10 protein-coding genes are annotated in these 12,693 nt (G+C 41.9%); 1 reads left to right on the top strand and 9 read right to left on the bottom strand.

Translation table 11 applies throughout. From position 1 onward, the window contains the following. Positions 1–496 precede the first annotated feature (496 nt). The 6 genes from CXF60_RS00290 to CXF60_RS00265 form a co-directional block, all read right to left on the bottom strand. Entirely contained in the window at positions 497–1,420 is a 924-nt protein-coding gene (locus CXF60_RS00290; protein WP_102090328.1) for a LysR substrate-binding domain-containing protein, read from the bottom strand. A 296-nt stretch (positions 1,421–1,716) separates the two neighbouring features. After that, positions 1,717–2,067 carry an ethanolamine utilization protein EutQ gene (locus tag CXF60_RS00285; RefSeq protein ID WP_102090327.1) on the bottom strand — a complete coding sequence of 117 codons (351 nt, stop codon included), beginning with the start codon at positions 2,065–2,067 and terminating at the stop codon, positions 1,717–1,719. Positions 2,068–2,086: 19 nt separating this feature from the next. Then, positions 2,087–3,403 carry an NAD(P)/FAD-dependent oxidoreductase gene (locus tag CXF60_RS00280; protein WP_102090326.1) on the bottom strand — a complete coding sequence of 439 codons (1,317 nt, stop codon included), beginning with the start codon at positions 3,401–3,403 and terminating at the stop codon, positions 2,087–2,089. Between the two features lie 10 nt (positions 3,404–3,413). Next, positions 3,414–4,769, bottom strand: coding sequence for an FAD-dependent oxidoreductase (locus CXF60_RS00275; protein WP_102090325.1), 1,356 nt, complete (start codon positions 4,767–4,769; stop codon positions 3,414–3,416). A 26-nt stretch (positions 4,770–4,795) separates the two neighbouring features. Beyond that, positions 4,796–6,226: an aldehyde dehydrogenase family protein gene (locus tag CXF60_RS00270; protein WP_102090324.1), complete on the bottom strand. Its 1,431-nt coding sequence runs from the start codon at positions 6,224–6,226 to the stop codon at positions 4,796–4,798. Between the two features lies 1 nt (position 6,227). Further along, complete coding sequence (locus CXF60_RS00265; RefSeq protein ID WP_102090323.1) at positions 6,228–7,421, bottom strand: aromatic ring-hydroxylating oxygenase subunit alpha; 1,194 nt, start codon at positions 7,419–7,421, stop codon at positions 6,228–6,230. Between the two features lie 326 nt (positions 7,422–7,747). On the opposite strand from CXF60_RS00265, the gene CXF60_RS00260 reads away from it, so the two are divergent. Continuing rightward, the gene (locus CXF60_RS00260) at positions 7,748–9,394 is read left to right on the top strand and encodes a BCCT family transporter (RefSeq protein WP_102090322.1); all 1,647 of its coding nucleotides are present in this window, start codon (positions 7,748–7,750) and stop codon (positions 9,392–9,394) included. 793 nt (positions 9,395–10,187) lie between these two features. Here the strand turns inward: CXF60_RS00260 and dpaL are convergent. The 3 genes from dpaL to CXF60_RS00245 all read right to left on the bottom strand — a co-directional run bounded on the left by dpaL (position 10,188) and on the right by CXF60_RS00245 (position 12,546). Next, positions 10,188–11,363 (bottom strand): diaminopropionate ammonia-lyase, encoded by a 1,176-nt coding sequence (dpaL, locus tag CXF60_RS00255; protein ID WP_102090321.1) that lies wholly within the window; start codon positions 11,361–11,363, stop codon positions 10,188–10,190. Positions 11,364–11,425: 62 nt separating this feature from the next. Next, positions 11,426–11,809: a RidA family protein gene (locus CXF60_RS00250; protein WP_102090320.1), complete on the bottom strand. Its 384-nt coding sequence runs from the start codon at positions 11,807–11,809 to the stop codon at positions 11,426–11,428. Between the two features lie 56 nt (positions 11,810–11,865). Then, positions 11,866–12,546, bottom strand: coding sequence for a helix-turn-helix transcriptional regulator (locus tag CXF60_RS00245; RefSeq protein WP_102090319.1), 681 nt, complete (start codon positions 12,544–12,546; stop codon positions 11,866–11,868). Positions 12,547–12,693: the final 147 nt, after the last annotated feature.

Here is a 12,693-nt window from a genome sequence, read left to right as displayed (position 1 = left end):
TATCAAAATATACTAGGATATAGCAAAATATACCTATTTCATATGAGCTGAGTTTCTACGCTGCATACTTTAAGAAGAAATGATAACCATCCTGCCATTAGAGTCGTAGCTCTTATATTAAATTATTTTTTAGAAGAACTAGATTGCCAAAAAACTGCTGCCTTTGAAACGTTGGCTGATGAGTAGCAACGAATCCTTGTTGATTAAAAATATCTCAACTACCGATTATCAAAACATCAAACAACAATCTAATGATTCAAAAAACGCTCTCCATATCGGTATCGCTAGTCAAGACCATAGAGAACGGACGAATAAATGGCAATACTCGCCGCTACTACGGTTTCTTATTCATATGATGCTAATTAAAGATAAAAAAATATCACTCATAGATAATGAGTGATATTCACGTTGAGCGACATATTTTTTAGCTAAATTGTTGACAGGTTTGTAGTTCATACAATCAAAAACAATCTTGATACTACAGAATAGTTAGTCTTTAATTTAGGCTTCCTGTTCCTACAATCTCTGGGAGCTGTTGTAGTAACCATTTCCGGAATTTGGTCACACTCATTGATGTATTATGTCGACCTAAAGGCTCCAACATATAAAAGTTTTCTGCAGTACGTAAAACGGTATCTACTGGGCGCACTAGAGCGCCACTTTTCAGATAGTCATCTACAAGTGAGCCCCACGCCAAAGCAATACCTTGACCATTAATTGCAGCCTGAAGCAACATCGTGTAATTATTGATATGGACTTTATTTTTAGGCGTGATAGTAGGATAACCTACTTCACTAAACCACTCAGGCCAAGTCATCCAGTCTATTCGTGCTTCATCCAGATTCAATAAAGTGCCACCAAATATTTTCTCTAGCGATCTATCATTATTAAACTGCACCAAATAATCTGGACTACAGACAGGGAAAACCTCTTCTGGAAATAGAGGGGTCACCTCCATTCCTGCAGGTGGTACACGACAGTAAAATAAAGCCAAATCGCAGTCCATACTATGCAAATCCACAACATTATCAGTTGCTAGTATTCTCAGGTCTATACCTTCTTCTTGCTGAAATCGTGCAACTTTGGGCAATAGCCAAAGTGCTGCCATAGCATGTGTGGTGGCTACTGTGACTTGATTTTCACCGCGCCATTTTTTGATTTCTCCAGTCGCTTGGGCAATATTAATAAGCGCACCATAAATGCTTTGATAATACTGTAATCCAGTGGGCGATAAAGATATCTTACGATTTGCTCGAATAAACAACTCTTTGCCAAGATAATCTTCTAACTGGCGTATCTGACGACTGACTGCTCCTTGCGTGACGTTTAGCTCATCAGCAGCTAGGGTAAAGCTCTGGTAGCGAGCTGCTACTTCAAACATAATGAGACTATTCATCGGTGGTAATGGCTTGATTTTCATCGACACTCCTAGCTTGTCATTTGCATAATAGCTGACGCTATTTTATCTAACCTAGTCCTTAGATTAGATAGTAAACTGAAATCATTGAAAGCTAGAGTATATCACTAGAAGTCATGGAAAAAATGATCGAGGAATTTAGCAGTTTCAAAATATAGATAATCAAGGTATAAGAAATTTGACTACTGCCGTTCGAACAGTGTTATATAATCTTTAAAACTAATATTTACTATTATATGTAAAAACAGAAAACCCTTTAAATCGTGAGACTTAAAGGGCCTAATACCTAAATATCATATTTATATCAATCCATGGATTTCTTTCCAGTTACCAGGATGCACAACATAGCCAAATAAGGCATGACCACCGTATATAAGCTCTGTTCCTTCAGGAATCCAAAGCATTTGTCCTGGACGCACTTCATATTTGTGACCATTAGCTGTCAACTCAAAACAGCCTTCTATCACAAAGACAACCTCATCGTAGAGTACTTGCCATGAGACCTCCGCACCTTCCCAGCGAGCAAAACCTATCCCCATATTTGGAGAAACATCAGGCGTTAATGCCCTAGCCACATAAGCCATGCCTGGAGAGTCGCCACGTACACTAAATTCGAGGTTCTTACTGTCTATTAATCTTACTTCACTCATGTTCATCTCCTAGCAGTTGCTATAGTTCACTGCGACTTTGCCATTTTGCAAGATTGATGCGAAACTTGACTCCCAACCCTAAAAACGGTTCTGGTGGGTTTAAGCTTGGCATATCAGTCACATATTGAATATCACGCAAATCTTGGGAGTCTGCTCCTACCATCAAATCTGCGAGTAGCGTTCCAGAAATGGTTCCCCACGCTGCACCAACACCGTTATCACACGCGCTGGCATACACGCCATCTTCTAACTCACCAAAGAAGTTCGTGAAATTGCGTGAGATGGCATAAACACCTCCCCATGTATGGGTTAAAGGCACACCTGAGAGCTCAGGATAACGGGCTAAGAACGCTTTTCGATGATCCGTCTGAACCCATTGGCGTGTTTCATCACTGATACTTTTGCCGTATTTTGGTACGTGTTTGTAGGTATTACGAATAAGGATGCGGCGATCCGCAGTCATGCGTAATGTCGTGCCAGCATGGTCAGCTGGTGTTAATCCCCAGTTTAAGTCACCTTTGTATATCTTCATTTCTTCATCAGTTAATGGACGAGTCCAACTGGCAAAAGTCATCACGGGTAATAAACGATTTTTGAGATAGCCAAACTCTCGCGTAAAGATACTGGTGCCCAGTAATAACTTAGATGTAATCACTGTTCCTTTATTACTAGTCAGCACCCAATTACCATTTAATTTCTGTATGTCTGTAATTGGTGATTCTTCAAACAGTTCTACATTCTCAGGTAGGTTGTTACCCATTCCTTGTACTAAAGCAGCTGGCTGCATGAGGTAAGAGCCAGGCGTAAAAATAGCACGGCTATAATAATTGGTTCCAAGAACGCTACTGAGCTCTGCCTTTTCTACCCAATGATAAGGCTCCCCTAAATTTTTCATCAAATGCTCAAAATGATTTAGGTGCTCTTCACCACGTTCGCCCACTGCGCCTTGGTACTTACCTACTGCCGACCACTGACAATCAATGTTATGCTGTTCAACCAACCCTTGCAACTGCGATATGGCGGTTCTATTTAGGTGTAATAGCTTTTTCTTAAGCTCAGGATCTGGGTGCTCTAATGAAAACTTATGTGGTAAATCTATCACAAAGCCTGAGTTACGCCCTGAGGCCCCTTCTGCCACACGCTGCGCATCTACCAATATAATACGCGCCTCTGGCTTTAGCTCAGCCAATCGTCTTGCAGCCGCTAGGCCAGCAAAGCCTGCACCAATAATCGCATAATCGGCTTTTTGTGTTCCAAGCAGTTTTTTGGCAGGTTCTGGCGTAGGCAATACGGAATACCAACCACAGCTTTTATCATCATTCGGTAAATTAACCATTATTATTTCCTCAAGCTGCCGTTTTATTGAGCGTGATTTTTTCAAGCCATTGATTGCGCTGGCTTTGTAATGTCGCACCAAGTAGTGCAAAGCCTGTTAGATTGCCTGCCTTATCATAAAAACCTGCAGCCAGCTCTTGCCCATACTGCTCAACCCTCCAGTCCCCAGCGCCAACCCCTGGCAATATACTCAGCGGTAAAACAGGCGTCTTAACGATAATGGGCGTCGCCTTCAATGAGGCTGGTGTCAGCTTACCTAATAGGCTACTCACCAGAGCAGGTAGCGCCTGATTAATAGGATTAATATAAGGTGCCCATTCACCATTCACCTCAGCGCAATCCCCTAATGCATATATCGCAGGGTCACTACTCTGGTGATTTAAATCAGTCTGGATACCTCGGCCTGTTATCAAACCTGCTGTTTGAGCCAATGCAATATTTGGTCTCAAGCCAACGGCACTGAGTACCAAGTCTGTCTCTATATGTTGCCCATCTTGTAGCGCTAACTGATAACGACCACCGAGTGATTGAACAGAGCGGATACTATTCTCCAGCTTCCACTCCACACCAATTCCGCTCAACGCTTGCTGCAACGCACTACCTAACTGTTGCGGAATTAGTCGCTCCATAGGCCATTTTCCCAACCCTACCACGGTGACAGCCATACCATGTGCTGCCAGATCATTAGCAAACTCACAACCAATCAAGCCATCACCTAAAATAGTGATATGTTTTTTATCGGTTAGATGAGAACGGAACTGTTTGTAATCTGCTAGATCATTCACACTGAATAGAGCGGACTGCTCACCTTCTACCGGAATGATGATTGGCGTTGCACCAGTCGCTAATACTAAGCGGCCGTAGGTATATTCACCTATTGTGGTGTAGAGTCTTTTTTGTGAACGATCAATTTTGTTGATACGAGTGTGTGCATATACACGAATATCTAATCGTCGCTCCCAGCTCAGCGCAGACTCTCTCACTAGATCATCACAGCTTTTGCCTAGGGCAAGCGCATTAGATAATGCGGGTTTACTATAGACCGATCCATCATCGGCGGTGAATAAGGTAATAGACAAATCTGGAGACTGGCTACGCAGTGCTGACGCCAACTGATAACCTGCATGACCACTTCCGATAATAACGATTGGTTCAATAGTATTATCAACGATAGCGTTGCCAATACTTTCCTCTTCTTCATCGGTAATATCGAGCATCTCAAAATCAGCTTTTGTCACTTGACAGTCAGGGCACAACCAATCTTCTGGAATGTCTTCCCATCTTGTGCCAGGTGCGATTCCATCAGCAGGCCAGCCTTTCGCCTCGTCATAAACCCAACCACAGACAATACATAACCATTTTTTCATTGTGCCTACTCCCTTTGACTCTGTGACTACTTGTTGTGTCTCAAACGAATACCAATATTGCGTGTCTGAACATAACTATAGATGGCTTCCTGCCCTTTTTCTCGACCAAAACCTGACAATCCTACGCCGCCAAAAGGCGTCTCAACCCCGCCTGCAAACCACTCATTAATGAATATCTGCCCAGCAACCAGTTTGTTTGCCACCCGTAACGTCTGACTTAGCCCTTCGCCAAATACGCCAGCCACCAAACCAAACTCTGTACCATTGGCCATCTCAATCGCTTGCTCTTCTTCATCAAACGGCATTATCACTAAGACAGGTCCAAAGACTTCTTGCTGCGTGATACTCATCTCATGGCTGGCTTCGATGATCGTTGGCGATACAAAATAACCATCTAAGTCAGGTGCACTGCCACCTGTCAAAATACATGCGCCGTCTTCACGAGCAGACTCAATCATTTTTAGAATCTGCTGCTGTTGACTCTTAGATACTACAGGCGTTAAATCAGAGTTATCTTCACCTGTCCCGATACTTAAGCTCTGTGCCAAATCAACGACTGCATTTTTTACTTCGTCATAACGACTGCGATGTACCAGTAGGCGTGACATCGCTGAGCATACTTGCCCAGAGTTATAGAAAATACCGACCTTGACACTGCTCAATAACGTGTCTAGATCCACATCTGCTAGTGCGATGGCAGCAGACTTTCCTCCCAGCTCCATCACCGAAGGTGTTGCGCGTTCAGCAGCATCTCTTAAGATGCGTTGTCCAGTTGGTACTGAGCCTGTAAATACAATTTGATTGGTTTCTGAATGCTTGACTAAGTGCGAGCCAACCTCTGAGCCTTTGCCGCAAAGTAAGTTCACCGCGCCTTGTGGAAAACCAGCTTTTTCGATAGCTTTAAATAATAACGTCATCGCGATGGGCGAGATCTCAGGAGATTTTACAACCACCGCATTGCCAGCGGCTAAAGCTGGCGCCAAAGAACGCGCGCAAATTGATACAGGGAAATTCCAAGGGACAATCTGTACTGATATACCCATTGGCTCGTATTGAGTAAAATTAATGTAGTCTTTGCCCAATGGCACAGATATCCCTTCAATTTTGTCTGCGATGCCAGCGTAATACTCAAAGTAACGGGCTGCTTCGATGAACTCATCACGAGCCGTATCCAAGTTTTTACCGTTTTCTGAGCACAGCACTAAAGCGGCCTCTTCCGTAATTTTACGAATTTCCTCAGCTGCCTTGAGCATCCAAGTAAGGCGCTGCGCTGGGCGTATATCGGTAAGCAGCCCTTGGCTCACACAATGCCTTGCTCCAGCCATTGCTAGATCAGCATCCTCGATACTTGCTTGAGCAACAGTGGCATAGGCTGCTCCAGTAGCAGGGTTCATCACAGTCAGTTGACAGTGTGAGTCTTTCCATTCGCCATTGATATAATTGAGGTAATGTTGCATCTTATGCCTCCCTTTCTAGTGCAGCTTTCGCTTGTGTGGCTAGCCATTTTTGGAAGAAATGTGTTGGTAAGTCCATCTCGGGTGAAAACACACCGCCACCAAACCCTGGAGAATGACGACCCTTTTGTAGACCTTCGACCGCCGTAATGTCTTCACTAAATACCACACGCCAAGACTCTAGCGTCGCTGTACGACAAGCTGCATAAATGTCTTTGGCAGATTCATCACTGACAAAGTACAAGCGGAGTTTTTCAGTTGTTTTTTCGGCACTGATGGGATCTATCATCATTGCAAATACATGGTCTGCTTGAATGCCCAACAGCACGTTTGGAAACAAAGCCACATATTCAGCATGACGCAATTTGTCCTCTGGCCAGCTTGGAAACTTAGGTAAATGAGTACCTTGAGTATCAGACAAGTTGTATTTATAGCTACCTTGTCCTGCAAAACGGTCTTCAAACATAATGTTGTAATGGTCTTCTAGCTTTGAGTACGTGTTCAATGCTGGATGAACCCAAGGCAAATGATAGGCTTCGCAGTAGTTTTCGACCGTCAACTTCCAGTTACTATCTACCTCAATCTCTAAACCTTCACTCATATCCACACGGTGGATTTGATCGACACCATTCTCTCCCCAAAACGGCTTCCAACGCTCTAACAAAGGAGCGATATGCTCTTCAAACGGTGCTGCATCCCCTGATATGTTTACGAAGACCATATCCATCCAAACACTAGAACGTAATGCACGTAGACCATGGTCTTCGCATTTAAAGCGCTCATCTTTGTGTTTGCCTATACCGCCTACGTGCGGTGTTCCTTTTAAGTTTCCATCTAAATCGTAACTCCAAGAATGATACTGACAGCGAATCACGCCCTGTACCACACCCTCTTCATGAACCAATTTCATACCGCGGTGACTACAAACGTTATGGAACACTTGCACTTTACCTTCACGATTACGCATCATCAATAATGGCAATCCCATAAATTCGACAGGTTTGATGTAGCCGTTTTTAATAAGGTCAGAGGCAAACCCGACACATACCCAAGTTTTGCTTAAGATGTTATCGCGTTCAAAATTGAAATACTCTTCGCTGACATAAGCAGTATTAGGCATACCACTTGCTTCAGTGATGGGGTGTAAAACACTGTCTACTTGTTGGATTGAGATGCGATTGTGGTTAGTTTGGTTCATGCTGAATCTCCATGTAATAAAATGACGCATACTTCCTTGCGTTGGCTGTAGCCATTCATGAGTAATGTGTACTGCTTGATGAAGATTCTGCTAGACATTTCAGGGTTTGACAAACGACTTTTCTGCTAGATATTCATGAGTTTTTGTCATGTATTTTATGGAAAGACGCTGTTTTTAATTCCTACAATTGTTTTCTATTAATAAAACTCATGCATTTATGATAATAAATAGGTTGAAAGGTACTGGCACATAGCACTACTCTGAATGACCCAAACACGCAGCTGGCTATGGAAATCTGGCTGTTGTAACGTATTCAAGGAGTGATCATGCTAGCTACATCAGGCATTTTTAAAGGACTAAATCCAACCATAACGGTTGTCTCAAAAGTATTGGTTATTGCTTTCGTATTGTTCTGTGCGCTCCAAGCAGAACAGGCAGGTGTGGCATTTGAAAGTTTTTCAACCATGCTATTGCAAAATTTTAAGTGGTTTTATATTTTTTTGATGACAGGTGTTGTCGGCTTCCTGTTTTTTGTGATGTTCAGCCGTCTTGGGCATATACGCTTAGGTAAAGACGATGAAGAGCCAGAGTTCAGCTTTATCAGCTGGATATCCATGCTGTTTTCTGGTGGTATGGGGGTTGGCCTAGTTTTTTGGTCTGCAGCCGAACCTATCTATCACTATATGAGTAATCCTTTCGCTGCCGACTTGAGTGATGAGTCGGCGAGTATGGCCATGCAGCTTACCTTCTTTCACTGGGGGTTACATCCATGGGCAATATTCTGTATCACGGCTCTAGCATTGGCTTATTTTAGCTATCGAAAGGGATTGCCTTTTAGTTTACGCTCCATACTTTATCCAGTCATTGGAGACCGTATTTACGGACCTATTGGACATGTGATTGACATCTTCACTATTGTCATTACGGCGTTCGGAATTGCTCAATCTCTTGGTATGAGTGCGCTCCAAATCAACACAGGCCTAAGCCAAGTGTTTGGTATCGACAACAGTCTATCTAATCAGCTTCTTCTATTGGGTGTGCTATGTACAATCGCGACTTATTCTGCAGTAACAGGCGTCAACAAAGGAATGAAATACTTATCTAACCTAAACATGCTATTAGCACTCTCTTTAATTGTCATTCTGCTTGTCATCGGCCCAACTCGCTATATCTTACATACACTGCTCGAAACCACTGGCAACTACACTCAAAACATCATAGGTATGAGTTTATGGAGTGATGCACAAAAAGACTCAGGTTGGCAGAACTGGTGGACGGCTTATTACTGGCCGTGGTGGATGACCTGGGCACCTTTTGTTGGTATGTTTGTCGCCCGTATCTCCAAGGGACGTACTATTCGTGAATTAATTGGGGGCGTACTACTCGTGCCAACTTTAATCACAGCAATCTGGATGTCAGTCGTAGGTGGCTCTGCCCTAAAAGTTGAGCAAGATGCTCGCCACGTTTATGAAACGCAAGCTGCAGCATTGGTTGAATCAGGCCTACCTGCTCAAGAAGCTTTTACTGGTGGACCTATCGTTGAAGCTGTCCAGCTAGACACCACATTTGCTTTGTTTACTATGTTTGATAGTGTGGGTGGCGACACAATCGGACAGGTATTGAGCATTCTAGCTTGTATATTACTTGCCACGTTCCTAATCACTTCCGCTGATAGTGGTACTTATGTTTTATGCTTTCTAGATGCAGAAGGTGCGCAGACCTCCCCTAAAAAAATGCGGGTTGTTTGGGGGGTGTTAATCGCTATTATTGCTGGTGGGTTACTCTATGCTGGCGGGCTAAAGGCTATGCAGACAGCCTCTATTATTGCTGGCTTCCCGATTTCAATTTTCCTCTTTATCATGTGTATCACTCTATATAAGAGCTTAAACAAAGAAGCAGACAGGATAGAGACTTATAATGCTCTCAATTCAAACGTTAAGACTGTGGATCAAGATATAACAAAAGCATCATAATAAAATCTGCTTTATCTTATTAAAATAGAAACTCTTAGGAGTTTCTATTTTTTTGACGAGTAACTTGTATAATTCTATGCCCCACCACTTTGACTGCTCATTTTAGGGGGTTTGTTAAAAGCTCTGTATCTGTTAGACATACATATATTTCGATTGAATTATCATCAGAGTCTTTTAGCCATAACTCATATGGCGACGTATTTTTCCAAGTGGTTATCAGTGGTTTAAGAACAGTTAAGCAAGCGTTCTTTGTGCTAGAAAAGGTATCAATGATTTTTTGTCTGTTATTAACATTAACTCTACACCTATGCCAAGTATCAGACAAATCAATGGATTAGTTCCTTCGTAACATACCTAAATGAAAGCAGTGAGAACTGACTTCTCTATCTAAAATCTACTTAACAAAAAATCCGTTGTGGGAACAGTCGGCTAATTATGCTGCTTTTTTCAAGCTGTAGACTGGCTCATATTCGTAGTGGAATAGATGCACCTAAACTTGGGTATTTTACGTGATCGTGTTCGGTGCGCTGTAGAGGTATCGAAATGCTCGTGTTAGATATGATTTTAATTACCATGGAGCCGACAGCATAGGCCAGGCTTGCATAAAAATATAGACACAAAAAAAACCTCAAGTAACTTAATATTTGAGGTGAAACTTAATTAAGCTTGAAAGCTCAAATTCGTTTTAAATTTGTCGCAGCGTATAGGAATCTAACTTACTATTATTGTTAATAAAAGTTGATGTAACTATCATAATTTAGTCTGACAGTTATATGAACTCAATCAACAAAACCTAGTATTTAGCTTCCCAAACGATATCTCTATACCTGCTTGGATTGGTATCGCCTTCAGTATTAAAAATTAACACAGTTGAATCTTGATTTAACCCTAAATCGTCACGAAGCTCTTGATTTGAGGTATCGCTACATAACTTATAGAGCAAGCCGAAAGTGATTGCGCCCGATTCTCCACTAGTAATAGCAGTATCGCCTAATAGAGGATTACCTAATACACGCATACCTATTGCCGAGACACCATCCTCTACAGAGGCAAAATAGCTGCTGTTATCTCTTAAAACAGGCCAAGTGACTGGATTCGGCTCACCACAAGCTAAACCTGCCATTATAGTATCTAGCTGACCGCTGACATTGACCATAACCCCGTCAATGCTATTGCCCGAGCGATAGATACAGTCAGCAGCGCCAGGTTCAGCGATAATAGTCTTAAAACTATCCACACCAAGCTTATCTACTAAATAACCTAAAACGCCACCTGCCATTGAACCCACACCAGCTTGTAGCATGACATGTGTAATTTTCCCTTCGTTCATATCTTCAGCTTGTTCAAGAGCTTCATCAGGCATAGTCATATAACCTTGAGAAATCCAAGTTGGGATTTTGTCATAGCCGTCCCAAGCCGTATCCTGTACTAGTATCCAACCATTTTCTTCTGCAGTTTTGCTAGCCAGACGTACGGTATCATCATAATTGACATCCGTTACAATACATTCTGCACCGAGTTTACGAATACGTTCAACACTGGCTACTGGTGATCCCATGGGCATATAAACAACTGCCTTCTGCCCCATTTTTTGAGCGGCCCACGCTACGCCAGTACCATGATTACCAGCGGTCGCAGTAGTGAATACTAATGGCTCATCTAACCTTTCAGAAACGGTCTTTAGATCAATTTGTGCTATATCAATATCAAGATGCTCAGCTAACAATTGTCCTAGAGCATAAGAACCACCAAGTCCTTTATAGGCTTTAAGCCCAAAACGATGAGACTCATCTTTAACTAAAATTGATTTTACGCCCAATCTTTTGGCCAATACAGGTAGTGAGACCAGAGGAGTTGGCTGATAGCCATCGATTTGACAGTGAAAATCGCGTATTTGGCTAATAAAGTCAGCATTGAAAACTTCTGATTTTTTGCCGGTATAGAAGTTGTTTTTAATAATGTTAATCATAAAATTCTCTCAAAAACATAAAGACAAGGCCATGGCTAAGATCAATAGAATTAACTCATAGATTAGTTAATAAAGGCGATGGCTTCTATTTCTACCAAAGCATCTTTTGGTAAACGAGCTGCTTCAAAACAAGTGCGACTTGGTGCAGCCTCAGTACCGAATACTTCAGTATAGACATCGTTGAAAGCAGCAAAGTCTTTCATATCAGATAATAAACAAGTGGTTTTGAGGACTGAAGCTAAAGAAGCTCCACTTTCTTCAAGTACTGCTTTTAGGTTAGCTAATGACTGGCGAGCTTGTTCCTCAATTCCTCCTTCTACGAACACCATGGTCTTAGGGTCTAAAGGCAGCTGACCTGAAGTAAATACTAATTCTTTAAACGCCATACCTTGAGAGTAAGGTCCAATAGCGGCTGGTGCTGAATCGGTGTGGACTGCTTTTTTCATAATTATCTCTTGTAATTGATTAATAAAATTTATAGGAGGGTTGAGCTTTTAATCTTTCATTCAGATTTAAATTCGCGAATATATTTATAGATGGCATGGCGAGTGATTCCTAGATGCTCAGAAACCATTGCTGTAGCTTCTTTAAATTCGAATATTTCATTTTCAAGCAGAACCTTAGTTATGGCTTTGTTTCTACCTTTTTGATTGACCGAAGGATCATTGTCAACTTCCAAGACAGCATTGTTGAGAGCTTGCTCAATAACATCTGTAGCGGAAGAACTGAAATTTTCATTAATGCCAGCATGTAAATTTGCCATATCGGGCATTAATGTTTGAATGATTTCTGGAAAAGGGCAGGATAAGTTCATATTTATACAGAACAATCCAATTGGCTTACCAGCCTCACCCGCTAATACACAAGTCGTTGATTTAAGCAAAGCGCCGCCTTTACTAGTAGTAAAGTAACTTTTTGGTGCTACTTCCCCTGTTTTTTTAAACTGGCTGAGCATTTTTAGCCCTACATCTGTGATAGGTGAATAGACGGTACGGCCAGTATGGTGGCCATTGACTATTTTAACGACTGATTGCTCAAAGCTTGCAAATGAATGAATCACTATTTCGCAATGAGGACCTATCAAGTCAGCGATTGTGTCAGCAAGTCGAAAATAGGTTTCTAAGAACTTCGCATCTTCATCTGTGAATTCTGCGTTTAGTGCCGTAAATACTTTTTGTTCCATTTGTAAATCACTATTGTTAACTGAATATGCTGATTATCATGGTCTTACTAAGGTAGAAACGCAAGCTTGAAATCATACTCACACCACTATAAAACCATAAGTCTGAGAGTAAATCAACCAATAAGTTAACTAAATGTAACTTTGATA

The organism is Psychrobacter sp. 4Bb (assembly GCF_002836735.1).
Lineage (GTDB): Bacteria > Pseudomonadota > Gammaproteobacteria > Pseudomonadales > Moraxellaceae > Psychrobacter.
This window is presented reverse-complemented; position numbering and strand designations above follow the sequence as displayed.